General features: G+C 57.7%; 23 protein-coding genes. 3 read left to right on the forward strand and 20 right to left on the reverse strand.

Annotation, left to right across the window (positions count from 1 at the left end):
• Positions 1-21: 21 nt before the first annotated feature.
• From pknB to rlmN, 3 genes are read right to left on the reverse strand one after another with little or no spacing between them, the layout of a single operon-like run.
• Positions 22-2,202, reverse strand: a complete 2,181-nt coding sequence (pknB, locus tag NYE69_RS23665) for a Stk1 family PASTA domain-containing Ser/Thr kinase (protein WP_340928138.1) — start codon at positions 2,200-2,202, stop codon at positions 22-24.
• A complete protein-coding gene (locus NYE69_RS23670; RefSeq protein WP_340928140.1) occupies positions 2,199-2,972 on the reverse strand; it encodes a Stp1/IreP family PP2C-type Ser/Thr phosphatase in 774 nt (257 codons plus the stop codon). The genes pknB and NYE69_RS23670 overlap by 4 nt, the downstream gene beginning before the upstream one ends.
• 6 nt (positions 2,973-2,978) lie before the next feature.
• Positions 2,979-4,025: a 23S rRNA (adenine(2503)-C(2))-methyltransferase RlmN gene (rlmN, locus tag NYE69_RS23675; RefSeq protein ID WP_036621604.1), complete on the reverse strand. Its 1,047-nt coding sequence runs from the start codon at positions 4,023-4,025 to the stop codon at positions 2,979-2,981.
• Between the two features lie 302 nt (positions 4,026-4,327).
• Between rlmN and NYE69_RS23680 the strand changes: the two genes are divergently transcribed.
• The gene (locus NYE69_RS23680; RefSeq protein WP_340928141.1) at positions 4,328-4,528 is read left to right on the forward strand and encodes a hypothetical protein; all 201 of its coding nucleotides are present in this window, start codon (positions 4,328-4,330) and stop codon (positions 4,526-4,528) included.
• Between the two features lie 197 nt (positions 4,529-4,725).
• On the opposite strand, the gene rsmB is transcribed toward NYE69_RS23680, so the two are convergent.
• From rsmB to NYE69_RS23730, 10 genes are all read right to left on the reverse strand, one after another.
• Complete coding sequence (rsmB, locus tag NYE69_RS23685) at positions 4,726-6,351, reverse strand: 16S rRNA (cytosine(967)-C(5))-methyltransferase RsmB (RefSeq protein ID WP_340928142.1); 1,626 nt, start codon at positions 6,349-6,351, stop codon at positions 4,726-4,728.
• Positions 6,348-7,319, reverse strand: coding sequence for a methionyl-tRNA formyltransferase (gene fmt / locus NYE69_RS23690; protein WP_036627912.1), 972 nt, complete (start codon positions 7,317-7,319; stop codon positions 6,348-6,350). The genes rsmB and fmt overlap by 4 nt, the downstream gene beginning before the upstream one ends.
• 8 nt (positions 7,320-7,327) lie before the next feature.
• On the reverse strand, positions 7,328-7,810 hold the full coding sequence (gene def, locus NYE69_RS23695) for a peptide deformylase (RefSeq protein WP_340928143.1): 483 nt from the start codon (positions 7,808-7,810) through the stop codon (positions 7,328-7,330).
• A gap of 322 nt (positions 7,811-8,132) precedes the next feature.
• Positions 8,133-10,751, reverse strand: a complete 2,619-nt coding sequence (gene priA, locus NYE69_RS23700) for a primosomal protein N' (RefSeq protein WP_340928144.1) — start codon at positions 10,749-10,751, stop codon at positions 8,133-8,135.
• Positions 10,748-11,968 carry a bifunctional phosphopantothenoylcysteine decarboxylase/phosphopantothenate--cysteine ligase CoaBC gene (coaBC, locus tag NYE69_RS23705; RefSeq protein WP_340928145.1) on the reverse strand — a complete coding sequence of 407 codons (1,221 nt, stop codon included), beginning with the start codon at positions 11,966-11,968 and terminating at the stop codon, positions 10,748-10,750. The genes priA and coaBC overlap by 4 nt, the downstream gene beginning before the upstream one ends.
• A 77-nt stretch (positions 11,969-12,045) precedes the next feature.
• Positions 12,046-12,264, reverse strand: coding sequence for a DNA-directed RNA polymerase subunit omega (gene rpoZ, locus NYE69_RS23710; RefSeq protein WP_036621601.1), 219 nt, complete (start codon positions 12,262-12,264; stop codon positions 12,046-12,048).
• Between the two features lie 36 nt (positions 12,265-12,300).
• Positions 12,301-12,885: a guanylate kinase gene (gene gmk, locus NYE69_RS23715; RefSeq protein WP_036621600.1), complete on the reverse strand. Its 585-nt coding sequence runs from the start codon at positions 12,883-12,885 to the stop codon at positions 12,301-12,303.
• A gap of 13 nt (positions 12,886-12,898) precedes the next feature.
• A complete protein-coding gene (gene remA, locus NYE69_RS23720) occupies positions 12,899-13,159 on the reverse strand; it encodes an extracellular matrix/biofilm regulator RemA (protein ID WP_036621599.1) in 261 nt (86 codons plus the stop codon).
• 51 nt (positions 13,160-13,210) lie between these two features.
• Positions 13,211-14,095, reverse strand: coding sequence for a YicC/YloC family endoribonuclease (locus NYE69_RS23725; protein ID WP_124332965.1), 885 nt, complete (start codon positions 14,093-14,095; stop codon positions 13,211-13,213).
• A 32-nt stretch (positions 14,096-14,127) separates the two neighbouring features.
• Complete coding sequence (locus NYE69_RS23730) at positions 14,128-16,038, reverse strand: bifunctional homocysteine S-methyltransferase/methylenetetrahydrofolate reductase (protein ID WP_340928149.1); 1,911 nt, start codon at positions 16,036-16,038, stop codon at positions 14,128-14,130.
• 88 nt (positions 16,039-16,126) lie between these two features.
• Here NYE69_RS23730 and NYE69_RS23735 point away from each other — a divergent pair, with 88 nt between their 5' ends.
• Positions 16,127-16,306: a hypothetical protein gene (locus NYE69_RS23735; RefSeq protein ID WP_340928150.1), complete on the forward strand. Its 180-nt coding sequence runs from the start codon at positions 16,127-16,129 to the stop codon at positions 16,304-16,306.
• 451 nt (positions 16,307-16,757) lie between these two features.
• Here NYE69_RS23735 and dapF read toward each other — a convergent pair whose 3' ends face one another.
• Both dapF and NYE69_RS23745 read right to left on the reverse strand, forming a co-directional pair.
• Positions 16,758-17,594, reverse strand: a complete 837-nt coding sequence (gene dapF, locus NYE69_RS23740) for a diaminopimelate epimerase (protein WP_155619828.1) — start codon at positions 17,592-17,594, stop codon at positions 16,758-16,760.
• A 110-nt stretch (positions 17,595-17,704) separates the two neighbouring features.
• The gene (locus NYE69_RS23745; RefSeq protein ID WP_340928151.1) at positions 17,705-20,509 is read right to left on the reverse strand and encodes a calcium-translocating P-type ATPase, SERCA-type; all 2,805 of its coding nucleotides are present in this window, start codon (positions 20,507-20,509) and stop codon (positions 17,705-17,707) included.
• A gap of 459 nt (positions 20,510-20,968) precedes the next feature.
• Here NYE69_RS23745 and NYE69_RS23750 point away from each other — a divergent pair, with 459 nt between their 5' ends.
• Positions 20,969-22,738, forward strand: a complete 1,770-nt coding sequence (locus NYE69_RS23750) for an Rqc2 family fibronectin-binding protein (protein ID WP_340928152.1) — start codon at positions 20,969-20,971, stop codon at positions 22,736-22,738.
• Between the two features lie 90 nt (positions 22,739-22,828).
• Here the strand turns inward: NYE69_RS23750 and NYE69_RS23755 are convergent, their stop codons facing one another.
• The 5 genes from NYE69_RS23755 to NYE69_RS23775 all read right to left on the reverse strand — a co-directional run bounded on the left by NYE69_RS23755 (position 22,829) and on the right by NYE69_RS23775 (position 26,439).
• Entirely contained in the window at positions 22,829-23,710 is an 882-nt protein-coding gene (locus NYE69_RS23755) for a PHP domain-containing protein (RefSeq protein WP_340928153.1), read from the reverse strand.
• A gap of 25 nt (positions 23,711-23,735) precedes the next feature.
• Entirely contained in the window at positions 23,736-24,635 is a 900-nt protein-coding gene (locus tag NYE69_RS23760; protein WP_124332970.1) for a selenium metabolism-associated LysR family transcriptional regulator, read from the reverse strand.
• A gap of 118 nt (positions 24,636-24,753) precedes the next feature.
• A complete protein-coding gene (locus NYE69_RS23765) occupies positions 24,754-25,191 on the reverse strand; it encodes a hypothetical protein (protein WP_036621588.1) in 438 nt (145 codons plus the stop codon).
• Between the two features lie 444 nt (positions 25,192-25,635).
• Positions 25,636-25,899 carry a YlbG family protein gene (locus NYE69_RS23770; protein WP_036621586.1) on the reverse strand — a complete coding sequence of 88 codons (264 nt, stop codon included), beginning with the start codon at positions 25,897-25,899 and terminating at the stop codon, positions 25,636-25,638.
• 99 nt (positions 25,900-25,998) lie between these two features.
• Positions 25,999-26,439: a YlbF family regulator gene (locus tag NYE69_RS23775; protein WP_124332972.1), complete on the reverse strand. Its 441-nt coding sequence runs from the start codon at positions 26,437-26,439 to the stop codon at positions 25,999-26,001.
• Between the last annotated feature and the right edge of the window lie 24 nt (positions 26,440-26,463).

Here is a 26,463-nt window from a genome sequence, read left to right on the forward strand (position 1 = left end):
TCGCTTTCATCTCGGTTTGCCTTAATGTCCATGCTTGCTCCCCTTACCGTTGCCTTTGCCTTTACCTTTTACCTTGTCGCTCACGGCCGAGACCAGGTTGCCCGATTGAACCATGCCGGTATCCGGGATCTCTCCCGAATCCTGGTCCATCGTATTCTCATCGCCCCATGTCTCCTCCGAGCTGCTGGCCGGAAACTCCGGAACGGGCACCGTCCCCTGCTTGGCGTCGATATAGTTTATCTGGTAGGTATCCAGCAGCACGCCGTCCCGAGTCACGGAAACGTAGCCGTTCTTGTTGGGCGCAAGCACGAGATCGACGGCGAGATATTGCGCTTTGCCGATCGTTTTGGTACCCCACTGCTGACTGTCGCCGCGCGCGTCCCCGTAGCTGATGCTGATCTTGCTTTTCTGTCCTTCCACCGCAGGCACGACCGGAACCTGATACGTATACGTGATCGCCTCCGGCGGATAACCGGTGCTGACGAACAAAGTAACTTTCGAGCCCGGCGGGACTTCATCATTCGGCGCGTACGGCCACTGCTTGGTAACCTTGCCCGCTTCGACTTCGTAGCTCGGTTCCTCTTTGATGCCGTCCTCGGCCAGCTTTAGCCCCCACTTCTTAATTTCGGCTTCCGCTTCGGCCTGGGTTTTGTTCACCAGATTCGGCATTTTGACGTTTTCCGGCCCCGTGCTGACCGTCAGCACGATTTCCTCCGTTTCGGGATCAAACTCCGTTCCGGGGTCGGGGCTTTGACCGATGACCTGACCCGCTTCCTTGTCGTCGCTGGGTTCCTCCTTTTTCGAAATGCGGTCTTTATCAACCCCCAAGTCAACAAGCTGATTCACGGCATCTTCATAAGTCGTCTTACCGTCCGTCAGCGTCGGCATCTTGGGCAGCGGCTTGGCAATACTGACCTTGAGGTCGACCGTGGAGCCTTCCTTCACTTTCATGCCCTCCGGTTTGCTCTGTTCCCAAACGACCCCTTCGGCAAAGCCATCTTTATACTCGCGGTCGATGTCGCCGACTTCGATCCCGTTGTCTTTAAGCTTGGCGATCGCATCCTGTTCCTGCAGATTCACGACGCCTGGTACGCTGACCTCCGGCACCGTGACCAGGCTGCTGAGATACCATGCGACGCCCGCCATCGCCAGCAGAATGACCAAGGTCAACCCGACCCATAACGTCGGCTTGCCCCAAGCTTTTTTCTTCGGAACCTGGCGTTCGTCGAGTGCAGCCGCATTGTCCCGCTCCCGCGGATTGTCCCGGGTCAGCTTGGCCGAACCTCCCGGCTTTGCGCCGGCTTGAGGGCGAATGGCCGGGATGATTCGCGTGCTATCTTCATCATCATGTTCAATAAAGGCCAGTTTCGATTCCATCCGCCGTTCCGGCAGCAGGCAGGTTTCCAGGTCGCGCAGCATTTCTTTCGCCGACTGGTAACGTTCCCCGGGGTTTTTGCGCATCGACTTTAAAATAATATTTTCCACGCTTTGCGGAATCATCGGGTTGACCGTCCGCGGCTCGTCGAAATGCTCCTGCAGGTGTTTCAGCGCCACGCTGATCGGGCTTTCGCCCAAAAAAGGAAGCCGCCCCGTCAGCATCTGATAGAGCACGATCCCCAGGGAATACAGGTCCGATTTCTCCCCGGTCGCCACCCCTTTGGCATGCTCCGGCGAAAAATAATGCACCGAACCGACCACCGACCCCGTCTGCGTAATCGTTGTCGACGTGACGGCGCGGGCGATGCCGAAGTCGGTAACCTTCACCCATCCGTTGCGCCCGATTAATATGTTATGAGGTTTAATATCGCGGTGAATGATTTGGTTCTGATGGGCGTGATCCAGCGCGTCGGCGATTTGCGACGCGATGCGGACGGCTTCCTCGACTTGCAGCGGGGCCCGCTCCTTGATGATTTCATTCAAATTTTGGCCTTCCACGAACTCCATCACGATATAATGAACGTCGTCTTCTTGTCCGACATCATACACGCTGACGATGTTCGGATGCGATAAGGATGCGGCCGACTGCGCTTCCCGGCGGAAACGCCGGATAAATTCCTCGTCATTCACAAATTGTTGACGCAGCACTTTTATGGCCACGTAGCGATTCAGCAAAATGTCCTGCGCTTTATAGACGAGCGCCATCCCGCCTCCGCCGACTCGTTCGACAACCTGGTAACGACCGCCCAATTCGTGTCCGATCATGAATTCCACTCCTTTATGCCTGACCCGGCATCCTCATGTTGTTCCAGCAAGGCGATGCTGATGTTGTCGTCGCCTCCGGCATGCAAAGCCATCTGAAGCAGACGATCGGCGCGATCGTGCAGCGCAAGATCATCCAACCCCAGCGTCAGGGTCATTTGTTCCGGCGTAACGTAATTGCTGAGCCCGTCGCTGCAGAGCAGCAGGATTTCCCCAGGCTCCAAAGTTACCCGGTTCATGTCGACATCGACCTGTTCGTCGGTGCCCAGCGCCCGGGTCACCACATTGCGGTGAGGATGGACATTCGCCTCCTCGGCGCTGATCTGGTTGCTTTTCAGCAACTCATTGACCAAGGAATGGTCGTCGGTCAGCTGGACGATCTCCCCGCGCCGGTACTTGTACGCCCGGCTGTCGCCGATATGGCCGACCATGCCATCGCGCCCGGCCAGCAGCACGGCCACGACCGTGGTGCCCATGTTGCGGTACTCCTCATGCTCCGATGCTTTGCGGAACACGACTTCGTTGGCGTGGAGGATCGCTTTTCTAAGCTCCTCGCCGAAATCCCGGACCGACAAGCCTCCCGGCAGCCCGGCCAAATCCCGGGTGATCGTCTCCACGGCCAGGCTGCTGGCGACATCGCCGGCCTGATGGCCGCCCATTCCGTCGGCCACGACGCCAAGCGTGTAGCCTTGCTCGAGCCGGTCCACCCAGGTGCAGTCCTCGTTAACCGAACGGACTCGTCCCACATCACTCAAATAAACCGTCTTAATCACTTTCGTTCACCTCGCACCAGACTCCATATGCTTTGCCCGCAGTTGGCCGCAGGCCGCCGCAATATCATGGCCTTGCTCCCGGCGAATCGTCACATTGACTCCCTTGTCCGCCAAGACCCGTTGAAAATTAAAGATATCGTTTCTGGACGTTCTCACGTATTTGCGTTCCGGCACGTAGTTGACCGGAATCAGGTTGACATGGCAGAGCATGTCTTTGATCACGCCGGCCAATTCCTCCGCATGCTCCGGCTGGTCGTTGACCCCGCCGATCAGCGCGTATTCGAAGGTGATCCGGCGGCCGGTTTTGGCGATATAGTAGCGCAGCGCCTCCATCACGTCGTCAAACGGAAAGCGCCGGTTCACCGGCATCAGCTTGGAACGGAGCGCATCGTTGGGCGCGTGAATCGAGATCGCCAGATTGATTTGCGTATTCTCGTCGGCAAACCGGTAAATGTTCGGCACAATACCGCTCGTTGATACAGTAATATGCCGTTGTCCGATGTTCAAGCCCTTTTCGTGGATCATAATCCGCAAAAATTTCATTGTGGCGTCATAATTTTCGAACGGCTCGCCCGTCCCCATGATCACGATGCTGCTGACGCGCTCGCCTTTGGCGTCGAGAATTTTCTGCGCCTGCACAACCTGGGCGACGATTTCGCCGGGGGTCAGGTTGCGTTTCAGACCGCCGAGCGTGGAAGCGCAAAAGGTGCAGCCCACCTTGCATCCGACCTGCGTCGTCACGCAGATGCTGTTGCCGTAATTATGCTTCATGATGACCGTCTCGATGGCGTGGTCGTCATGCAGCCCGAACAAAAATTTAACGGTGCCGTCCTTGGATTCCAGCTTCGTAATTTCCTGCAGCGTAACGAAAGCAAACTGCTCGTCCAGCTTCTGCCGCAGCGATTTGGACAGGTTGGTCATCTCGGCGAAGGAACCGACGCGCTTTACGTACAGCCAATCGAAAATCTGGCCGCCGCGAAAGGCCGGCTCTCCTTGGCTCACCGCCCAATCCTGCAGCTCTTCCAAAGTATAATCATATATAAAAGGCTTCATTTTCACACACCTATCCTATGTTTTATCAAAAAATCACCCACTCATTCCTCCTATTTTATCATAAATCGCCATGACACTAAAGTGTGCGCCGGATAGGGCCGCTCCTGACAGCCTTCCGGGACTTTGGGAGGCGGGGGAAAACGTGCGGCGGAAACGCTGGAATAGCCAGGCCAAGAAAGGTTGGGCAGGCAGGGGACGAGCGAGAATAGGTCAAGGGGAAGGTGAGCGAGAGAGGCCAGGGGGAGGATGAGCAGGAGAAGCCAATAGTGGACGGTACCTGAAATAATGCTAGAATGGCGAGTATGGCAGCAGTGACACTTTTGCGAAGCGAAGACCTGGGGAAAATTGCAAAAGTTAGCTTGTGGAAAAAAACGGGCGAAAACATAAGAACAAAAAATGTCGCTATTTCGGCGGTATCCCCCATGTTGAGCGAAATAGAGGAACATTTTGTCGTTATTTTCCCAAATCGCGGGGAAATGGCCACCTTTCGCACCGTTCATTAAAAAATAAGGACATAAAATTCCGCTAAGGGTGATGACCGTGCTCATAGCCGGAAATAAGAACATAAAGTTCCGCTATTTTTTATGAAGGGGTTTAGAGGAGGGAATTCTCAGGCAGTTCCCATGCCTAATTCAAAAAGGCCAAGCCCGGCGGCAATGACCGTGAGCTTGACCTCTAAAAAACTGAAACTAGTCTCATTCTATTTGCCGCCGCCGCGCTTTCGCAAACGGGCGATATAGAATCCGTCCGAATGGAAGTCCTGCGGCAAAATTTGCAGCCCTTCCGCCACCCGGCCGGCAGCTTCGGCCAGCGGCCGCCGCTCCCAGCCGGCCGGCTCCTCCGCCGCCAAAGCGAACTCCGGATGGCGGCTTAGGAACCGCCGGACCATCTCGGCGTTTTCCCGGGGTTCGATCGTGCAGGTGCTGTAAACGAGGATGCCCTCCGGTTTCAGCAGTCCGCTGACCGCGTCCAGCAAACCTTCCTGAACCCCGGCGATCTCTTCAACGTCGCCCGGCGTCTTCGCCCACTTCAAATCTGGCTTGCGGCGGATTACGCCAAGGCCCGAGCAGGGCGCGTCGAGCAGGATGCGGTCGAACGATTCCGGCGGGAAGCGACCGCTTAGCTTCATCGCGTCTCCCGACAGCGACCGCACGTTCCCGAGGCCCAGCCTGTCGGCGTGATCCTCAATCAGCTTGGCTTTGTGCGGGTGGATATCGTTCGCGACCACCTCGCCGCTGCCCTCAAGGATCTCCGCCATATGGCATGTTTTCCCGCCGGGCGCCGCGCAGCAGTCCAGCACCGACATGCCCGGCTGCGGATCCACCGCTTCGGCCACCAGCATGGAGCTTTCGTCCTGTACGGAAATCAGCCCGTCCCGGTACCAGGACGTCAGCGCCATGTTGCCGCCGCTATGTACGATGATGCCGTCCGGCGATATCGGGGAAGCCGACGCCGCAAGGCCCCGCTCCTCCATCAGCCGCAGCATCTCCTCCCGGCTCGTCCGGGCCCGGTTGACCCTGACGCTGACCGAAGGCGGCTCGTTGTTGGCCCGGCAGATGGCTTCGGCCGCAGCAATGCCGTACTGCCGGGCCCAGCGGGCGACCAGCCATTCCGGATGCGAATGGGCCAGGGCGATTCGGCTGACCGGCGGCAGATCCTCCGGCAAGGTCAGCTCCTCCTTCCGGCGCAGGACGTTGCGCAGGACACCGTTCACCATCCCGGATATACCCTGATGCCCCCTCTTTTTGGCGATATTGACCGCCTCGTTGACAACGGCATGCGGAGGGATCCGGTCCAGGTAATGAAGCTGGTAAAAGCTAAGCCGCAGCAAATTGCGCACCCACGGAGCAAGCTTGCCAAGCCCTTTCGTCACGAAAGGCGCCAAAAAAAAGTCGATCGTGTTCAACCGTTGAATCGTACCGTATACCAGTTCGGTCGCAAGACCCGCGTCCGGACCGGACAGACCGGATTTTTGCAGCGCCCCGTTGAGCAGCAGGTTGCTGTAGGCGCCCTCCTGCTCGACCGCGGTAAGCACCTCCAGCGCGACGCTGCGGGCGGACGGCTTCGCCTGTCCGCGGGCCGCTCCCCCCGAGGGGCCTGTGCCTCCTCCGGCACTCGCCTTTTGAACGGCGCCGCGTGTTGTGCCCGCATTTGGAGCAGAGCTGCGCCCGGCATCCCCCTTTGGTGCGTTTCCGCGCACAGCGCCCGCCCTGGAAGCGGAACTGCCCCCTGCCTTTGAAGCGAAACCGCCGCCCGCGCCTGTCTTCGAAGCTCCGCCCCGTTCCCTGCCGCCTTTTCCTCCGCCAACGCCACCCTCTAGGCTCATCCCAATACCGTCCCTTTCTTCATCACGCCGCCGCGCACGAACTCCGCGGCTTCCATCGCTTTTTTGCCGGCCGGCTGCACGCGGGTGAGCAGTACGGAGCCATCTCCGGTTTTCACCTCAATGCCGCGCGCCGACAAGTCGAGCACCGTCCCCGGAGCCTGTCCGGACGCGGATCCGCCCGCGGAAACGGATGCGGTAGTGGAAGCTTCGCCCTCCGCAGGCTTGGCGACCGACCATATTTTAAACACTTCGCCATTCCATAACGTAAAACCGCCGGCAAAAGGAACGAGCCCCCGCACCCGGTTGAAGATGTCCCGTGAAGAAGCCGACCAGTCGATGCGTTCATCCTCGCGGCTCAAGTTCGGCGCATAGGTCGATTCCTCGTCGTTTTGCGGAATCCGCTCGGCCTTGCCCGCCACGATCAGCGGCAGTTGCTCAAGCAGCAGCCTGGCTCCCGCCTCGCTCAGCTTCTCGAACAACGTGCCGGACGTGTCCTCGTCCTCGATCGGAACGACGGACTTCGCGATCATATCGCCGGTGTCCAGCCCCTCCGCCATATACATCAGCGTGATCCCGGTCTCCTTCTCGCCGTTTATGATCGCGCGTTGGATCGGCGCGCCGCCCCGATATTTCGGCAGCAGCGAACCGTGAACGTTAAGGCAGCCGTAACGCGGCAAATCGAGCACCGCCTTGGGCAAAATTTGCCCGTACGCCGCCGTGACGATCAGGTCCGGCTGATAGGCCGCGACCTCCGCCACCGCCTCGGGGGCGCGCATCCGCGCCGGCTGCAGCACAGGCAACCCGTGCCGCAGCGCCGCTTCTTTGACCGGCGTCGGCGTCAGCACCTTTTTGCGCCCCTGCGGACGATCCGGCTGGGTTACGACGGCGGCCACATCGTACCCTTCGCGCAGCAAAGCCTCCAGGGAAGGAACGGCAAACTCCGGGGTTCCCATAAAGACGATCTTCACCTGCGACGTCACTCCTTCTCTTCACCTTCCGGCGTAATTTCGTACACTCGTTCGGCCACATCGGTGTAGAGCACTCCGTTCAAGTGGTCGATTTCATGCTGAAAAGCTCGGGCCAACAGCTCGGACCCGGTGTAAGACACTTCATTCCCGTTGCGGTCCAGCCCTTTGACCGTCACCGTCATCGCCCGGCGCACATCGCCGCGGTAACCCGGGATGCTCAGGCACCCTTCGGGCCCGAACTGCTCCCCTTCCGTGGACACGATCTCCGGATTGATCAGCTCGATCAGCCCGTGCTCATCGCCTACGTCCACCACGATCATCCGTTTTAGAATGCCGATCTGCGGGGCGGCCAGTCCCACGCCTTCCGCGTCGTACATCGTATCCGCCATATCGGTCAAAATTTTCTGAACGTTCGGGGTAATTTTCGCCACTTCTTTGGCTACCTTATGCAGCACTTCATCCGGTTCTTTTACGATAATACGTATCGCCATACGGCACTTCCTTCCGTCGCTTGATGAGCTTTTTGTGTATTATTATGAGTTGAACTAATGATTGTACAGAAAGAGGCAGACGGGTGAAATGTTCTTACGATCGCTGTTGTTCCCGGATTTCTATGTATTGTAAGAATTCAAACACTGTAGAAATCCGGTCACAAAGGCGAACGCTGACGCTTCTTCAGAATCATTTCACCCTCTTGCCTGCTCTGCCCTATTCTTTAATTCAACTTATATATTATATAAAAAGGTCCAGTGCATTCTTCAAAAAATATATATGCCGTAAACTCGAGGTTTGATCATAAATTGCATACAGCCATTACATCAGCATTTGCGGATCGACGTCGATGCTGATTTGCAAACTGGCGTCGCGCAGGCCCGCCAGCGTTGCGGCCGCCGTTTCCCGCACCAGGCCGACCGCGTCCAAATCGCCGCGGTACTTCACCATGCACTGGAACCGGTAGCGGTTCTTGATGCGCGGAATCGGCGAGGCGACCGGGCCGAGAATGTCCAGAGCCGCCGGCGTGAACCGGTCCAGGCTGCCGAACCAGCCGAGGCGCTGCGCCTTGGCCCTTAGATCGCCGGCGAAATTTTCCGCCATGCGGAGCAGCAGCGGCAGCTTCTCATGCGAGAGCGTGACCAGAATCAGCCGGCTGTACGGCGGATAATGCAGCGCCTTGCGGTGCCCCAGCTCTTCGCGCACGAACGATAAATAATCGTGCCCGCTGGCATGAACGATGGAATAATGCTCCGGCATATAGGACTGGATAAACACTTCCCCCGGCAGCTGATGGCGCCCGGCGCGTCCCGCCACCTGGGTCAGCAATTGGAACGTTTTCTCCGCTGCGCGAAAATCGGGGAAATTCAGCGCCGTGTCCGCCGCGATTACGCCGACCAGTGTCACATCGGGAAAATCCAGCCCCTTGGCCACCATCTGCGTGCCCAGGAGCACGTCGCCTTTTTTTTCCCGGAACGCCTGCAAAAGCCTTTCGTGTGCGCCTTTTTCGCTCGTCGTGTCCACATCCATGCGGATGACGCGGATGCCCGGAAACAGCTTGGCCAGTTCGGCTTCGACCCGCTGGGTGCCCGTGCCGAAGTAGCGGATATGCTCGCTGCCGCATTCCGGGCATACGGACGGCGCCGCTTCGGCGTAACCGCAATAGTGGCAGCGCAGATTGTTCGATTTCTGATGGTAGGTGAGCGAAATGTCGCACTCGGGGCAGCCGGCCACGTATCCGCAGGTCCGGCACATCACAAACGTGGAATAGCCGCGCCGGTTGAGGAACAGCACGGTCTGTTCGCCGCGCTCGAGGCGGGCTGAAATCCCCCGGTGCAGCGCGCGGCTGAACATCGAACGGTTGCCTTCCTTCAGTTCTTCCCGCATGTCGACGATTTGAACCCCCGGGAGCCGGCTGCCGGACGGACGCTGCTTCATTTCCAGCAGCACCGGAGCAAAGCCGCCGTGATCCCCGCCCGCGGAGCGCGCCGCATGGTAGCTCTCCAGCGACGGGGTCGCCGAGCCCAGGATCACCGCGGCCCCGTGCTGCCGGGCACGCCGGACGGCGACGTCGCGGGCGTGATATTTCGGCGTTTCCTCCTGCTTATAAGAGGTTTCGTGCTCCTCGTCCATGACGATAAGCCCGAGCTTGGCAAACGGCGCAAACACCGCCGAACGCGCTCCGATCGCCACCTCCACCCGGCCTTCGCGGATTTTCCGCCACTCGTCGTACCTTTCCCCGGTGGACAACCGGCTGTGTATGACGGCAACCTTGCCGCCGAACCGCCCTTTGAACCGCTCGACCATCTGCGGCGTAAGCGAAATTTCCGGGACGAGCACGATCGCCTGGCGCCCCAGGGAAAGACATCGCTCAATCGTTTGCAAGTAAACCTCCGTTTTGCCGCTCCCGGTCACCCCGTGCAGCAGGAACACTTCGGACCTCCCGGCGTCAAGCGCCGCGGTAAGCCGATTATACACGATCTCCTGCTCAGGCGTTCGTTCCAGCGGCGCGCTGCTCTTAAACCGGCGTCCCTGGAAAGGGTCGCGGAACACTTCGACGTCTTCGATCGCGGCGTAGCCTTTTTCCGCCAGCTTCTTCACCGTGCCCGCCGTCACCCGCAGGGTGGACAGCACCTCTTGGAGAGACAACGGCATGCCGACCTCCAGCAAAAACTGCAGCACTTCTTTCTGGCGTTTGGCCTGCGGCCCGAAAGAAGCGAGCGCGTCTTCCGCAGCCTTGCCGCTGACCGCCGCGGCCACGCTTTTCACCGTTTTTTTGCCGACCTTATCCTTGATCGCCTGGCTTTCCGTCAGTACGCCCCGGCTTAGCAAATCCTTGATCATCGTCGCCCGGTCCGGAAAACGCCCGCTAAGCTGAGTCATCGTCACGGTCCCGGACGCCTTGACGTGGGCGACGATTTCCTCCTCTTCCCGCGTCAGCAGGGCCGAGAGCGCGTACAGGCCGCCGTTCTCCCGCGGCAGTTCATCCTCCCTCTGCCCGCCGGGCAACGGCCCCGTTGCGCTTCCCGCCGCGACCAACTCCGCAGCGTCTTCGCTTTCCGGCGCATCCTCCGGCCCGGCCGCGCGGATATACCGTTCCGCCTTGCCTTTCAGCGCCGACGGAATCATCGCCTGCAGCGCCGAAATCATGCTGCAGGCGTATGTCCGGCTTATCCAGTCCGCCAGCTCCACGAGGTCGGGCGGCAGAGGGGGCAGGAGGTCCAGCAGTTCCTGAATCGGCTTCATGCGCGCCGGATCCATTTCCGGCTGTTCATGCAGCGAAACGACAAACCCCTGCACCGTGCGGCGTCCGAACGGAACGCCGACCCGGCTGCCGACCTCGATCCACCCCGCCAGCGGCTGAGGAATCAAATAATCAAAAGGCCGGTCGGTTTCCCGACTCGGCACATCCACGATCACTTTGGCCATTCGGTAGGTCATCGGCCCGTTCCCTTCAAGCGGCCGGCCGCAAGCTCCATAATCCGCATGCCCACTTCGTCTTTGGCGAGCCGGGGCAGCGAATCCACCAATCCGTTCGCATCATAAATGTTTACGATGTTGGTTTCGGCGCCGAATCCCGCTCCCTCCGCGGTGACGTCGTTGGCGACGAGCAGATCGCAGTTTTTACGCTTCAGCTTGTCCATGGCATGCTGCTCGAGATTTTCCGTCTCCGCCGCAAAGCCGATCAGCAGTTGGATCGTTTTCTGTTTCCCGAGCGTTTCCAAAATATCGATGTTTTTCACCAGCTCCAGCACCAGGGAATCGCCGGTTTTTTTGATTTTGTTTGGCGCGGTTTCCTTCGGCCGGTAATCCGCCACGGCGGCGGCCTTCACCATGATATCCGTATCGGCCCATTCCCGAAGGGCCGCTTCGTACATCTCCTGCGCCGAGGAAACGCGCGTCAAGGATATCCCCGCAGGCGGTTGCGCTTGCGTCGTTGCGGCGATAATCTTCACGTCCGCCCCCAATTCCCGGGCCGCTTTAGCGATGGCAAAGCCCATCTTGCCCGAAGAGTCGTTGGTGATATAGCGGACCGGATCGATCCGCTCGACCGTGCCGCCAGCGGTCACGACGACTTTTTTGCCGGCGAGCGGCTTATCCGCCCGTTTGGCCTGGCGCGCAAAATAGCCGTTCACCACGGCCGCGATCGACTCCGGCTCTTCCATCCGCCCTTTGCCCGTATAACCGCAGGCCAGCAGCCCTTCGCCGGGCTCGATCATCATGACTCCGCGCTCCACAAGCTCAGCCATATTGCGGACGACCGCCGGGTGCTCGTACATATGCACGTTCATCGCCGGAGCAACCATGATCGGCGCCTGCGTGGCGAGCAGCGTCGTCGACAGCATGTCGTCGGCGATTCCCGCGGCCATTTTGGCGATGATGTTGGCCGTGGCCGGAGCGACCAGCACGAGATCGGCCCAATCGGCCAAGTTGATGTGCGAAATCGATTCAGGATGCTTTTCATCAAACGTATCGGTGTACACAAAATTTTTCGATAAGGCCTGCAGCGTCAGTTCCGTAATAAACTTGGTCGCCGACCGGGTCATGATGACGCGGACCTCCGCTCCTTCTTTCACCAGCTTGCTGGTTAACGACGCCGCTTTGAACGCGGCGATTCCGCCGGTGACGCCTAGCAAAATTTTTTTGCCGGATAACATCGGTATCCCCTGCCTTTCTCCCAAACCAAAAAAATAACAACCTCGCGGTTGTCGTAAAGCAGCCCGGAGGCCGGAATCTATTCTTTGTCTGCCGGCTGTTCTCCGTCGTTTTTGATCTTGACGTAGTCGCCGTAAATCTCTTCGAGCGCAATGCCGACCTGCTTATGCGACTTCGGCTGCTTCAGCTCGCTTTTGTCTCCTTCGCGCAGCTGTCTGGCCCGGCGGGACGCGGCCACGACCAAGGAGTATTTGCTCCCTACTTTGCCGAGCATCTTGTCAATGGATGGATACAGCATAACGTAACACCTCTTCTTATTGGCTGATCGCCGGATTTAGCATTTCCCCTGTTTGCGGATTCTGCAGTGTTCGGCGATAATGATGGATTGTATTCTTTGGCAGGCATGATCGATTTCGTCATTGACGACGGCATAATCATAATTTTCCATCAGTCCGATCTCATGCGCGGCCACCGACATGCGATGGTCGATCGTTGCCTGGTTTTCCGTTCCCCGGCCTTGAATGCGGCCCTTCAGTTCGTCAAGCGAAGGCGGGAGCAGAAACACGAACACGCCCTCCGGGAATTTCTCCTTCACCTTGAGCGCACCTTGAACTTCGATCTCCAAAATAATGTCCTTGCCGCCGGCGATCGTCTCTTCCACGAAATCGCGCGGGGTGCCGTAAAAGTTGCCGACGTATTCGGCATACTCCAGCAGTTGGTCGTTTTCGATCATTTCCAGAAACTGCTCACGGCTTTTGAAAAAATAGTTCACGCCGTTTTCTTCGCCAAGGCGAGGCTGCCGCGTCGTTGCGGAGACCGAATAAATCAAATCCGGCATGCGCTTGCGCAGTTCGCTGCAAACCGTTCCTTTCCCGACGCCCGACGGTCCAGATAACACAATAAGTAACCCTTTAGACATAATTCTCTCCATTTTATTCGTCGTTGTCTTCATCTTTAGTCGACAGCCGGTGGGCGACTGTCTCCGGTTGCACCGCCGACAAAATAACATGGTCGCTATCCGTGATAATAACCGCGCGCGTCCGGCGCCCGTATGTAGCGTCAATCAGCATATGGCGATCTCTCGCTTCCTGAATGATCCGCTTGATCGGCGCCGACTCCGGACTAACGATCGAAATGATTCGGTTGGCCGATACGATATTTCCGAAGCCGATGTTAATAAGTTTAATTCCCATGTTCAGGTAGTTCCCCCTATATAATTGACTCCTGCCCTGCGTCAAAATACGTTATTCGAGATTCGCGGCTTGCTCGCGGATTTTCTCCAACTCCGCCTTCATTTCGACGACAAGGTTGACAAGAGCCAAATGATTGGCTTTAGATCCAATCGTATTGGTTTCCCGGTTCATTTCCTGTATGAGAAAATCCAGCTTGCGCCCTATCGGCTCAACAGCCTGCAGCAAACTGCGGCATTGCTCGAAATGGCTCTTCAAGCGGATCAGCTCTTCGTCGATATTGGAGCGGTCGGCAAATACGGCCACTTCCATCGCAAATCTCTGCTCGTCAAAACTTCCCTCTAGCAGTTCGGAAAGCCGAGCCTTAAGCCGGCTTCTGTAATCATTCACAACCTCCGGCGCAAGCCGCACCAGCTCGGCGTGAATCGCCTCCAGGCGGGCCAGCCGCCCATTCAGGTCGGAAACGAGGTTCCTCCCCTCGCGCTCGCGCATGCCCAGAAGCCCGATCAGCGCTTCCTCGAGGCCGTCCTGCAGCACCCGTTCCCACTCCGGCTCGCTTTCGCCGAGCTCAGGCCGCTCGGGAGCCGTCAACACATCCGGCAGGGCAAGCAGGTCCTTGGCGCTCAGCTTGGCGTCCACGCCGTAACGGCGGCCAAGCTCTTCGGCTGCCCGCAGGTAAGACTCCGCAACCGGAGCGTTCAGCACCAAAGGCAGGACACTCGTATCGTCAAGCTCTTTGCCGATGAAAACATCGATTCGTCCCCGTTTTACATGGCGTTGAACCAACCGTCGCAGTCCGTCCTCGTAGCACGACCACTCCCGCGGCATACGCAAAACGATTTCCGCGTATCTGTGATTGACGGATTTTATCTCGAATTGAACGATGTAACCGCCGTAAGATCTGACGGCCCCACCGTATCCTGTCATACTGTGCGACAATGGCATCACATCCGTTACCCTATTGTAATTGATTATGTGGAGCGAGACAAGTGGGACGCCCCCTGTTTCGATTTCTCCCTGACATAATTCACTAAAGCGACATTCATTTCATAGAACATAAACGGGGTCATCAAATAAATGCCGTTAAAATGCTCCATCGCCGTGTCGAGCAGCTCTTTGGCGATTTCCACGCCCGCTCTGCGCCCTTCCGGGCCCTGCAGTCCCTCCATCCGCTTCAGAACCTCCTCCGGAAGCTGGATGCCGGGCACCTCGTTATGCAGGTACGCGGCGTTTTTGCCGCTGGCCAGCGGCATGATTCCGATAAAAATCGGAACATCCAGATGCGCCGTCGCTGCTTTGACCGCCGCGATCAGCTTCGGGTCATAGACCGGCTGGGTCATAATGTAATCGGCGCCGGAGGCGATTTTTTTCTCCAGCCGCTCAACCGCCTTGTGCAGGTGCTTTACGTTCGGATTAAAGGCGGCGCCAACGACGAATTTGGCTTTCTGCTTCAGCGGCTTCCCGGAAAAAGAGATCCCGGCGTTGAGCTGCTTGATCATGCGGATGATCTCAAACGACGTCAAATCGTAGACGGAGCTTGCGCCCGGCAGATCGCCGAAGCGCGCCGGATCGCCCGTCACGGCCAGCACATGGTCGATGCCCAGGGCGTCGAAGCCCATCATATGCGACTGCGTGCCGATCAAATTGCGGTCCCGGCAGGCGATGTGAATGAGCGGGCGAAGGCCAAGCTCGGACTGGACGAGATGCCCCAAGGCCATGTTGCTCATGCGCGTCACGGCCAGCGAATTATCCGCCAGCGTCAAAGCGTCGACGCCCGCCGCCTGAAGCGCGGCCGCCCCTTCCATAAACTTGCCGATATCCAGATCGCGCGGCGGATCGAGCTCGACGATGACGGTGTGCCGTTCCTTCGCCAGATCGACGAGGCTCGGCCGGTTTGGGCGGCCGTAGAGACCGCTTTCGGCAGCCCCGCTTTCCGTCTCCGGGGCCGCGGGCTCGTTCAGGACCGCGGACGGACGCGCCGCGGCGAGCTTCCGCTCATCGGCCAGCGGCGGCGCGGCGTATCCAAGCAGCGCCTTCGCGGTTGCCGCGGTGTGCTCCGGCGTCGTGCCGCAGCAGCCGCCGATCAGACGCGCGCCCATATCGGCGAACGATGCCGCGTTTTCGCCGAAATATTCGGGAGTTGCTCCATATACATATTCTCCATCCACATAATCCGCCAAACCTGCGTTTGGAAATACGGACATCGGAACGTCCAGCGGGCCGTTCATTTCGGCCATCACGCTCATAATTCCTTTCGGGCCGGAATGGCAGTTGAAGCCTAGCACATCGGCGCCCTCCCGAAGCAGCGTGCCGAACGCTTCTTGCATCGCGTATCCGTCCAGCGTGCGGCCGACCTGGTCGACGGCAAATTGGCAGATGACCGGCAGATCGGTGAGATGGCGCGCTTTCCCCAGCGCGATCCGGATTTCCCGCAAATCGTAAAACGTTTCGAACAGCAGGGCGTCGACCCCTTCGGTTAGGAGCGCGGCGATTTGCTGCTCATAATAATCTCCCAGCTCCTGCGCCGTGACGTTCGCCCGCTTTCCGCCGCGGATCGAACCGACCGCGCCCGCCACGTAAGCAACATCCCCCGCGGCTTCCCTGGCGATGCGCACGGCGGCGCGGTTGATTTCCTCCACCTTCGCCTCCAGGCCGAATTTGGACAATTTATAGTAATTTGCCGAAAACGTGTTGGTCTCGATCAACCGGGCTCCGGCCCCGACGTATCGCCGGTGCACGTCGCCGATGACATCCGGACGCAGCAAATTGAATTCTTCATAGGAAATGCCGACCGGAAAGCCCAAATGGTACAAATACGTGCCCATGGCTCCGTCGCCGACAATCACTTCGTTTTTCAGCGCCTCGCGCAAATCCGGCTTCATGCTCGTCCCTCCCGACAACCTGACGTAAACTATTATCATACTAATCTAACATAATTCCATAAGAATGATAAGATAGAATGTGATGCGTTTGGCAGAAATCTTTCGTAAGGAGAAAATAGCGCCAGCGCAAAACATAGGTGCAAAAAAGGTTGTTATTTCGGCGATATCCGTTTACTTAAGAGAAATAGAAGCATTTTATGTCGCTATTTTCCCTCGTCGCAAGGAAATGCCCGCTTTCTGGACCATTCATGGAAAAATAAGTACATAAAACGCCGCTAATGGAGATGAACATGCGGAGGCTTCGGATAATAAGTACATAAAGTGCCGTTATTAAGTGCGGCTATTAAGTGCGGCTATTAAGCACGGCTATAAGTACGGCTATAAGTACGGCTATAAGTACGGCTATTAAACGCCGCTCTTAAGTGCCGCTATTTTTTGGAGCCCGATGGTTTGCCGATCCAGCAGCCGGCTGTCAAACTGTCAAGCTGTCAAGCTGTCAACCCCGGTTTCCAGGCTGCGCCTTTTTACCGCCCTCCTCACCTCCGCAAAGTCAGATCGGGAAATCCGCCAGCGCCTGCTCGTTCACCCTTTTCACCGTCCCTCTGGCCTCCGCAAAGCGCGATCCCGGTGCCGGCCTTGCGTCCAAAAAAAGCCGGAGCCCCCAACCACGGGTGTCCCGGCTTCGTTTGCCGCCTGCCGCAACGTCGGCCAAACGGCTGTTAGATTTCTATGCTGCCCTTGTACACCGCTTCCGCCGGGCCGGTCATATATACGTGGTTGTCCCGTTCATCCCATTCGATGAACAGGTCCCCGCCCTTCAGCCCGATCCAGGCCGCCCGGTCCGTCAGCCCGTTCAGCACGGAGGATACCAAGGTGGCGCAGGCCCCCGTTCCGCAGGCGAGCGTCGGCCCGGCTCCGCGTTCCCAGACGCGCATTTCCACCCGGTCCCGGCTCGTCACGGTCGCAAACTCGACATTGATTTTACGCGGAAAATAAGGATGCACCTCAAGCTTCGGCCCCCACGTCGTCAAATCGAAGTTCGGGGCGTCGTCCACGTAAATGACGCAATGCGGATTGCCCATCGACACGGCCGTAAAGGAAAACTCGCGCCCTCCCGCCTCGATCGGCCGGTTCAGCACCGGGCTGTCCTCCAGCGTGGTCGGAACGGCCAGGCCGTCCAAAATCGGTTCGCCCATATCGACGCGCACCGTTTTGACGGCCCCGTTCTCCACCTGCAGGCTGACCTGCTGCACGCCCGCGCCGAGCGTTTCGATCGTCACGTTCTCTTTATCAACCAAGCCGTTGTCGTATACGTACTTGGACACGCAGCGGATCGCATTGCCGCACTGCTCGGCTTCCGTACCGTCCGAGTTGATGATCCGCATTTTGAAATCGGCCTTCTCCGACGGAAGGATAAACACGAGCCCGTCCCCGCCGGCCCCGAAATACCGGTCGCACCATTTTACCGCCAGCTCGGATACATTTTCAGGCAGCTCCGTATGCCCGTAAAAAACGAGGAAATCGTTGCCCAGTCCATGCATTTTCGTAAATTCCATCTTAACCCCACTCCTGCATCGTCAATATATATCAAGGGAAACGCATCCCTTGCGACAAAGCTTGCCTATGGGGTTAGTCTAAAGTTTGACGGCCGGAAAAGGTATTGATTTTATGCACGAATATTTGTACTTTTCGCGGTTCCCAGCGGACGCGGACCGCTGAAGCCGCGGCGCTTGCGGTTGCCGGACCAGACGCTGCCCGCGCCCATCAGGAACGTGGGAATGCCGGCGGCCACCAGCGTAATCGCCCATTCTCTCGTGCCGAGCGGAACCGTCTTAAAGATCGGCTGCAGCGGTTCGATGTACATAACGCCAAGCATCAAAATGATGGAGGACAACACCGCAAACACAAGATATTTGTTTTGCAAAATGTTGCGGTGAAAAATCGAACGCGAGCTGCGGCAATCGAACACGTGAATCAGCTGCGCCATAACCAGGGTAGCGAAAGCGACCGATTGCGCTTTGGCCAACTGGCCCGGATCGTCCGGCGCGTATTGCAGCGTCAGCCAGAAGGCGCCCAGCGTACACACGCCGATCAGCACGCCGCGGCTGATGATTTTCCAGCCCAGACGCCGGGCAAAGATATTTTCGTTCGCCCCGCGCGGCTTATGCTCCATCAAATCTTTCTCCGGCTGGTCGACGCCGAGCGCCATCGCCGGCAGGCCGTCGGTGACGAGGTTCACCCACAAAATCTGGATCGGCAGCAGCGGCAGCGGCAGCCCGGCCAGCATAGCGAAAAACATCGTCAAAATTTCCCCGACATTGGACGCCAGCAAATACCGGATGAACTTGCGGATGTTTTCGTAAATGTTCCGGCCCTCCTCGATCGCGGCCACGATCGACGTAAAGTTGTCGTCGCTAAGAATCAAGGATGAAGCCTCTTTGGATACATCGGTTCCGGTCATGCCCATCGCGATGCCGATATCGGCCGCCTTGATCGCCGGGGCGTCGTTGACGCCGTCGCCGGTCATGGCCACGACATGGCCTCTGCGCTGCAGCGCTTTGACGATCCGCAGCTTATGTTCCGGGGAAACCCGGGAGTACACGTAGATGTTTTCTACCTGGCGGTCGAGTTCTTCGTCGCTCAGCCCTTCCAACTGCTGGCCCGACATCGCGGAGCCGCCGCGCGGCAAAATGCCGAGATCGGAAGCGATCGCTTCGGCGGTGAGCCCATGGTCCCCGGTGATCATCACCGTTTTGATGCCCGCCTTGCGGCATACGTTGATGGCGTCCCGCGCTTCGCGCCGCGGCGGATCGATCATGCCCGTCAAGCCGACGAAAATCAGCTGCGATTCCGCGCCGTCCTCGTCATCGGCCCCTTCATGAGGTCTTAACTCCCGGTACGCCATGCCGAGCACGCGCAGCGCGCCGCGGGCCATCTTTTCGTTGGCGGCCTGCACCTTCTGGCGGAACGTCCCGGTAAAAGGCACCACTTTCCCTTCCCACAAAATATAGGAGCAGCGCTCCAGCAGCATATCCGGCGCGCCTTTCACCAACGCCATTTTGCCGCCTTGATGGGAGACGATCACGGACATCCGCTTTCTCTTCGAATCGAACGGAAATTCCCGCTCGCGCGCATACATGCCGCTTAAGGAAGCCGGGGACAAGCCCATTTTTGAAGCCAGCGTGACCAAGGCCCCCTCGGTCGGGTCGCCTTTTAATTTCCAAACGGGACCCGCAGCCGCTTCGTCCTTCGTCTTCCGCCGGCCGCGTTGTTCCGGATCATCCTCATAAATGACGGCGTTGCTGCACAGCGCGCTGATTTGCAGCAGCCGGCGCAGGCTTTGATCCTGGCGCAAATCGACCGGGCTGCCGCCCTCGAGGATGTTGCCGACCGGCTCGTAGCCTTCGCCGGTGACCTCCAGGGAACGGCCCTCCAGCCAAAGGCGGGTGACGGTCATTTTGTTTTGCGTCAGCGTGCCGGTTTTATCCGAGCAAATGACCGATGCGCAGCCGAGCGTCTCCACCGAAGGCAGCTTGCGGACGATCGCCTTGCGTTTGATCATGCGCTGCACGCCGAGCGCCAGGGCGATCGTGACGATGGCGGGCAGACCTTCGGGAATCGCGGCGACCGCCAGACTGACCCCGGCAAAAAACATCCCGCTGGCCGGCTGCCCCTGCAAAATGCCCACCAGCACTACAAGCACGGTCAGGCCAAGCGCCATGTAGATCAAAATTTTCCCGAGCTGCTCAAGCCGCCGCTGCAGCGGCGTTTCCTGAACCTCGGTATTTTGGATCAGGTCGGCGATTTTCCCCATCTCGGTGCCCATGCCCGTCCGGATGACGATGCCCCGCCCGGTGCCGCGCGTAATCATCGTTCCCATAAAGCCGATGTTTTTCTGGTCGCCGAGCGGCACTTCGCTTTCGCTTAAGACCCCTGCATGCTTGCCGACCGGATGCGATTCGCCCGTCAGGGCGGATTCCTCCACGTCCAGGCTGTTCGTGGACAGCCAGCGGATATCCGCGGGAATCCGGTCGCCGCTCTCCAGCACGACGATGTCCCCGGGAACGAGTTCCCGGGCCGGCACATGCTTTACGGTTCCCTCCCTTAACACGTTGGCGTGCGGCGCGGACAGCTGCTTTAGCGCGCGCAGGGAGCGCTCCGCCCGGAATTCCTGGATGAACCCCAGCACCCCGTTCAAAATAATGATGGCTATAATCGTCACGGCATCCAAATATTCACCGAGAAATCCCGAGATCAGCGTGGCGCCCATCAGCACCAGCATCATAAAATCCTTGAACTGATTGAGAAACAACAGGATCGGGGAGATCCGCTTCCCTTCTTCGAGCTCGTTCCAGCCGCTCTCCTCGCGTCTTCGCCGCGCTTCCTCGTCGGACAACCCCTGATCACGCGTGACGCCAAACCGTTCCAAAAGCGCTTCAGCACTCCACTGGTGCCAGTTTTTTTGTTCCATCCCCTATTCCCCTTCCGTTTTTAATGCAGTTTCCGCGTGAAGGCTTTTCCACCTAGGGTAAATGTATTCCGGCCAGTCCCAAATTATCACAGCGGAGCCCTTAAGTTTTTGCCCGAAGTATGGCATCATAGAAGAGGCGTCTTATTAAAATCCGTGTTCAAAAAGTCAGGTTTTCAGCACCGAGAAGGTTGGGTGAAGCTAGGGACGTAAGGAGCGGAGCGTACGTTTTGGGTACGTGAGCAACGGAAGGCCCGGCTGAATTCAAGATTCGACGTCGAATCCTCTTCATGAACCGCTTCGTGATAAGAAAAACTCTATCGACGAACATTCAAAGAAGACAGACCGCCCTAAGCTGAAGTTTTTCTTGCGATTTAAGGAAGACACGCTTGGTGACTGTTCATTCTTAAATCTTCAAAAGATGACTTTTTGAACTACCTTTAGACAGGAGATTACACAATTATGGCACTTGACGGTATTGTAACCCGTGCGCTCGTTCATGAACTGCAAGTTTGCATAGGAGGGCGCATCAATAAAATACACCAGCCCGCGGCCAGCGACATCGTGTTGGCCCTGCGTACGCAGGGTGGCAACCGGCGCCTGCTGCTGTCGGCGAATCCGACGTATCCGCGCGTTCATTTTACGGAAAGCTCGTTTCCGAATCCGCTGGAAGCCCCGATGTTCTGCATGCTGCTGCGCAAGCATTTTGAAGGCGGAACCATCGAAGCGATCAGCCAGGTCGGCATGGAGCGGATCATTCATATCGATGTCCGCACGCGCGACGAGCTTGGCGATCTGTCGCTGAAGCGGATCATTATCGAACTGATGGGCCGGCACAGCAACATCATTCTCGTCGATCCGGCGACAGGGGTGCAGCTTGACGGAATCCACCATGTGACGCCGGCCATCAGCGGCTACCGCGTCGTCATGCCCGGCTTCGCCTACACCACCCCGCCCGAGCAGCATAAGCTCGACCCGCTGGGCGCGGAGCGCGCCGGGTTTTTGGCGGCATACCGGAAGGCGGAGCAGGCCGGAAAAAGCAGCGGCTGGCTGGTCGAGTCCTATAACGGATTAAGCCCGCTGATCGCCGGGGAAATTTACGCCCGCGCAGGTCTGACCGGACCCGATAAGGAACAAAGCGGACTTGATCTTGACCCTGCCGAGCGGCTGTGGCAAGCCTTTTCCGCGCTGATGGAAGCAGTCCGTAGCCATGCCTACACCCCGGTGACGGGCGAAACCGCCAAAGGAAAAAACGTGTTTTCCGCAATCCGGCTGACGCAAATCCACAGCGGGCTGCGCACCTACAAGTCGATCAGCGAATGCATGGAGGACTATTACGGCGACAAGGCGCTGCGCGACACCGTCAAGCAGAAGACGGGCGACCTGCTGCGCTTTTTGCAAAACGAACGGAACAAAAACATCAAAAAGCTGGCCAATCTGGAAAAAGACTTAAACGAAGCCGAGGACGCCGAACGCTACCGGATCTGGGGCGAGCTGCTGCTGCCTTCCCTGCATGCGATCCGCAAAGGCGACCGCTCCGTGGAGCTGGTCAACTATTACGACGAGGAGCAGAAAACCGAAACGATTCCGCTCGACCCGCTGCTCAGCCCTTCGGAGAACGCCCAGCGGTATTTTAAGAAATACAATAAATTCAAAAACAGCCTTGCCGTCATTCACGAGCAGATGAAGCTGGCCGGGGAGGAAATCGCTTATCTCGAAGGGCTGCTGCAGCAGCTGGACGACGCCACGTTAAGCGATATCGACGAAATCCGCGAGGAGTTGACCGGGCAGGGGTATTTGCGGGACCGGGGGAAAAAGGGCGGCAAAAAGAAGAAAAAGGGCGATCGCCCGACGCTGCACGTCTACACGTCCTCGGAAGGCGTCGAAATTTACGTCGGCAAAAACAATCTGCAAAACGAGTACATCACCAACCGGCTGGGCAAACCGAACGACACCTGGCTGCATACGAAGGATATTCCGGGCTCGCATGTGCTGATCCGCAGCGACAGCTACGGGGAGGCTACTTTAAATGAAGCGGCCCAACTGGCCGCGTATTTCAGCCAGGCCAAACAATCCAGCAGCGTGCCGGTCGACTGCACCCTGATCCGCTACGTGCGCAAGCCGAGCGGAGCGAAGCCCGGTTTCGTCATTTACGACCATCAGCGGACATTGTTCGTCACGCCCGACGAGCAGCTGATCAAGGCTCTGCCGGGCTCCGTCAAAAACGGTTAGCCTTTCAATACGGCGCATCCGGGTAAACCGTGCAAAAAAAGCTGCCCTAAAAGTCCATGTGGACCTCTGGGGCAGCTTTCGTATTTGCCTTTATTCCGTCCAGGCGGCCCGGGCCGCTCTTTTAAGCCGCTCCACCGTCCCCGGCGGGGCGGTGCGGCCGCCGAGATCGCCGTGGAACACCACGCCCTGGCGGACGCCGTGGTAATCCGAGCCGCCCGTGGCGATCAGCCCGAATTGTTCGGCCATCGCTATATATCGCCTTTCCTCGTCCCGACCGTGATCGGAATGGTAAACTTCAATGCCCGCGGGTTTCCCGCGCTCCAGAATCGCCCGTACCAGATCGTCGTCGCCGTACAAGCCCGGATGAGCCAGCACCGGCGCTCCGCCGGCCTCGCGGATCCACTCCATCGCTTCCTCGGGGGCGATTCTTGGCTGGGACGCATACCCGGGTTTCCCCTCCGCCAAATAGCGGTCGAATGCGTCGCGCATGTCCTTCGCGGCCCCCTTGCGGACAAGCGCGTCGGCGATATGCGGCCGCCCCAGGCTTTCATCCGGCCGAAGCGGCCGCGACAGCCCGCGCTTTACCTCCTCCAGCGTGATCGGAATGCCGAGCTGTTGCAGCTTGGCGATAATTTTTTCGTTCCGTTCTTGGCGTACCGCCCGCAACCGCTCAAGCCTTTCCAGCAGCAATTCGTCCCGGTCGTTCAGAAAGTAGCCGAGCACATGGATGTCCTTGCCCCCGGCCCGCGTGCTGATCTCGACCCCCGGGACAACGGCTACCCCGAGCCGTCCCCCCGCTTCCCGGGCTTCCGCGATGCCGGCCACGGTGTCGTGGTCGGTGATCGCCAGGCCCGCCAGGCCTTTCTCCTTGGCCAGCCTGACGTTTTCCGCCGGAGCGTTCATGCCGTCCGAAGCCCGCGTGTGCGTATGTAAATCAAACCGTCCTTCCCCTGTTTGCCGTTCCTGTGTCATCCATCCACATCCTTTGCTGTCTTTTTTATCCCCCGTACTCCCGTAAGAAAGTCAGAAACGTCACCGCGCTGACCGGCAGCAGCGTCGATTTCAAGTGGATCGAATAAAATTTCCGCTTAAAAGAAACGCCGTCAATGTCGAGCGCCTCCATCAGGCCAAGCGCCTGTTCATGCTTGACGGAAGACGGGGAGATGATCGTAATCCCGATTCCCGCTTCGACCGCCGATTTGACCGCTCCCGTACTGCCAAGCTCCATAACCGTTTGGACCCGGCTCATTTCGACTCCGCGGCGCTTAAATTCGGCTTCCATCACCTGGCGCGTCCCGGAGCCTTTTTCCCGGAGCACAAACGGATAAGAAACAACCTCCTCCAGCGTCGCCGTCTTTTTGCCGGACAGCGGGTGCCCCGCCGGAACGATCAGCTTCAGTTCATCCTCCATGACCGGCTCCGATACCATATCCGGGTGCTGGACGGGCGCCTCGACAAGCCCGAAATTGAGCTGATGGCCTACGATCTCCTCGATAATTTGCGTCGTATTCATCACTTTCATTACAATCGAAATGTGCGGATACCGCTGCCCAAAAGGACCCAGCAGCCGCGGCAGCACGTATTCGCCGATCGTCAGGCTCGCCCCGAGTTGAAGCCTGCCCTCCAGCATCGAAGTATACCGCGACATCGCCTGCTCGGTTTCCCGGATCATCTCGACGCTTTTCCGGGCAAACGGAAGCAGCGTCTGTCCCGCTTCCGTCAGCTCGATTTTTTTCGTCGATCTGACCAGCAGCTTGCAGCCGAAATAATCCTCCAGCGCTTGGATTTGCATCGTTACCGCCGGCTGCGTCATATGGAGCGCTTGGGCCGCCGCCGAAAAGCTTCCCCGCTCCGCGACCGTGTAAAAAATGTGGAGCTGGTGGTAGTTCAACGCCATCGTCCGCTATTCCCCTTTCTTTATCCCTACAATAGCATGTTCAAGCCAACAAAAAAAGCATGCCGCTTGGGCATGCCGAACCTCGCTTTACGTCCAGTCTCCATCCGTATGACGCCGCTTATCTGCGTTTGCGGCTGTTCTTGATCAACGTCATCCGCCGGGAGTGGCGCAGCCAGGAATAGTAGGATTTCAAATCGCGCAATTCAATCGTCTCCGACATCCTTCCGAGGAACGTGACGATAATCATCCGGTGCAGCGGTCGGCCGGCCAAATCGAATTCGCCCGGAATTTCCGTAAATTCGGCGACCATGACCAAATCGTCGTCAATCAAATAGACGTCCTCTTCCTTCCGGTAGTATGGAGTGATCCGCCCTTGCTTCAAGCATTCCCATGCCCATCCGGCAATTTGCTCGTAACCGATGTTTTCCCGGTTGATGCGGTCGTGATATCTGCTTTTGGCGTGGTTCGTCACCACGATGTCCGCTACTCTTTTGTCCCCTAAAATAATATGGAAAGCTTCATAGGTTCCCCAGCGTTCTGTCGCCCTATCTCTCATGCCGCACCTCACATTTCATAGGCTTGTTCAACAAACTAACAGACAATTTCATTGTTCATAAGCCTCTTTGCCAGCAAATTTCTTTAGAATCAACCGGACTTATGAAACGATATAGGTCTTTTTGACTAAGTATTTGTACCTAATTATATTACATGATCGCTAATTTTTCTACAAGACTAGCGCTCGTATATAGTGAAAAAAGTAAATACAGATTCTTTAGACCTATTTTCGGCATCGACAACATGACGCATCCATTATTGTATTCGATTTTGCAATAGGCTTCCGCCTCCGATAATATGCAGAACCGCGATGCGGGCTGCCGGGCGCAGTAAGAAAAACTTTTGCTCTGAATCCAAGTGACAATGCCGATACCCGGCATAACTCAAAAAAAAGCGTCAGGCCGCTATCTTTATCAGCTGCCTGGCGCTTTGACGCTTATTGTCCCTATAATCCGTAATACCGGGTTTTATCCGGAACATCTTTGCTGTATTCCGTTTTGATTTCACCGCGGTATGATCGTTCGATTTTGCGGACATAGGAGAGCTTGCGGATGTTGCGCATAATGTCTTCGGCGCGGTCCGCGTCCACATACATGACCACATAATGCATACGCCGGGACAAATAGTGCACGCTCCCGTATTTCTCCAAATTTCTGGCCGCCTTTAAATCGCTGACCCAAATAATATAGCCTGTACGCTCCGGAAACATCATTCCCCTCCTCCCGGGTACGTTTGCAATTTTCGCGGCCCCGGGCTGTCCATTAGCTCAGCTGGGCCGCGCTTCGAATTTAATGGCGGCATCGGCCGCTTAACCGCAGCTGCACTTGCCGCCGCTTCCGCATCCGCCGCCTTTCGGGTTCGGATCGTTGCTCGGCACCTTGATGCTGTCCGAGACGGCATAAGCGATCGTTTCCGACATCTCGTGCAGGATGTCGTCGAGCTCGTTTTCGGCCGCTTTGAATTTGCGGACGGCCTCAAACCGCTCCAGTTCCTTCTCCACCGCAGCCACTTTGTCTTTGGCTTCATGGTAGTTGGGATGAAAATGGCCGAAGCGTTCCGTTTCCCGGAAGAGCTCTTTCTGTGAATCCAGCTTCTTGACCAATGCCTGAATCTCGGCATCTTCCTCCACGCGGCGCTTCCAATATAAATATTCGGACACGGCGTGCGAGTTATTTATCATATCGCCCAATTCATAGGCGTATGTCAGCACGGCGGCCATATCGACCGTGTTCCTCTCGATTACGCTCATGAATTTTCAACTCGATTCTGCTTC

The organism is Paenibacillus sp. FSL R5-0527, assembly GCF_038008055.1.
In the GTDB taxonomy this organism is placed as follows: Bacteria; Bacillota; Bacilli; order Paenibacillales; family Paenibacillaceae; genus Fontibacillus; species Fontibacillus macerans.